The 1,988-nt window shown below is 45.4% G+C and carries 1 protein-coding gene; it reads right to left on the bottom strand.

Annotation, left to right across the window (positions count from 1 at the left end):
* On the bottom strand, positions 1 to 1,988 hold a 1,988-nt coding region (locus DBR43_RS32845), incomplete at both ends, for a methyltransferase (RefSeq protein WP_124587582.1).

Raw genomic sequence — 1,988 nt, forward strand, 5'->3', positions numbered from 1 at the left:
TCCGGAACATCTTCAATCAGACTCTTTCCTTTTACCAAAGCATCCCAAAACTCTTCCGCATTGCCGGCAGCACCAAATTGTCCGCTCAGGCCAACAATTGCAATGTCACCTGTCTTTGCAGGCTCCTTAACAACTGGCTGACCTTCAATTTCAGATATAAACCTGGGACGTGTTACTGTATCGGCAATTACCGCTTTAACTGAAGCTGTTACCGAAGTCTCTACAGGCCTCGGCTCCGCTTGAGGAACCGTCACAGGCAGGTTTATTTCTTTTCCGTACCTCTCGTGTATGTATTGACTTAACTCCTTTATATTCGGATAATTAAAAATATCTGTCGACTTTAACGTGATGTTCAGGGCTTCATTGATGTTCTTCATCAATGTGGTTCCCAGTATGGAATCAAATCCATATTCCGTAAAGGGAACATCCGATTCGAAATCTGCTTCCGGCAATTTTATCGTTTCTGAAGCAATCCCCCTCACTTTCAGTTCCAACCGATCCCGGAGCGATTTGCCCGGATTTAAGGAATCTTGCACTGCCTGCGGTTGTTCTTCTCTTAATGGCTGTTTTGCCTGCAATTGGACAGGCGAAGACGGTTGTGATGAAGATAGTGGGGATGACGAAGGTCTGCGCCGGGGTATTGTAATCCAGCCATTACTCTCCGCAATGATCACTTGTTGAGGCAATACTGATCCCTCAGGATATATTTTCGTTTGTTCAAAACCCTGTTCTGCAAGAACTGCAGTCCAGCCTGCAGCAGACAAACCCGGACTGCCTTCCAGACGGAGTTCCCGATCTTCGGATAACCACCATCCATCCAACAATCCAAAAGTCAGGGTCGTATAAAGATCTGTACGTGCTATTTCGTTTAGCATCAGCAAACCTCCCTTTTTCAACACGGCTTTGATATTACTCAGCGTTCTGCCAATATTTTTGGTAGCATGCACGACATTGGTCCCGAGGACAAGGTCAAATGAGCCTACTTCAATCTCCTGAAGCTCAGGAGATTCTTCAATATTAAATAATGCCGTTTGAAGATATGGTGCCTGAGCACTGTAATTCCGTTCAGCATGCAGCAGAAAGCTCTTTGAAATATCTGTATAGACATAAACAAGCGAAGCTTCATACCCTGCTAATTTCCTGAACAGCAACTCACTGGTTCCTCCCGTTCCGGCACCGATTTCCATGATCCGGAACTTATCCCCATCTTTTTTCTCTCCGATAGCGCTGATGATGCTTGCGGCCACCTCTGCAGTCAATAGTTCGTTAAAGTAATCAGCCCTGTAATTGCCTTTATATATGCCTTCCACATAAGCCAGGCTTCCTTCCGGAAAAATGACATCCGTAGCCCTCAATTCTCCTGTAAGGATTTTTTTAAGTGAGGATAAACAACGGGACAACAGCTCCAAATGAACCCTATGACCGGAATGCACTTTACTGAGGTTCCCGATTGCCCCGCTCAGGTCGAAACCAGGCAGCTCCTCTTTTATTGCCTCAGGTATTACAATCCTGTTTTTTTCTATTTCTATATGCCCGGATGTTCCCAATGCATTTAACATCGATTGCAATAACCGCTCATATTTACCACTGATCCCCAATGCTGCACTCAGTTCAGTGATCAGCAGACTTTGGTCATCGATCCACCTGGCACCATCCCAGTCAGCAGCATTCGCCTTAACATTTCTGCGATATACGTTGATCTCTTTCGAACCCTCAGTTTTAAAAGCAGCTTTTTCAAGCCCCATTTCCTGCAGCGTTTGAAGGAGGCTTTTGATGCAAACCTGAAACATCTGTGATTCATAGGCTCCTTCATGCACATAGGGCGGATTTAAAATCTCCTGCAACTGTAGGCTTGTATGTGTTGTTGCCTTTAACACCTCCCTATCATTCAGCAAGTTATTGGTCTTTGACACCGTTTCTGCTGACAGCTTCAATACCACTGCCTGCTCCTGATCATGAGCGATCAATGTTTCCAGCACCTGCATTCC

It is taken from the genome of Pedobacter sp. KBW06 (assembly GCF_003852525.1).
Lineage (GTDB): Bacteria > Bacteroidota > Bacteroidia > Sphingobacteriales > Sphingobacteriaceae > Pedobacter.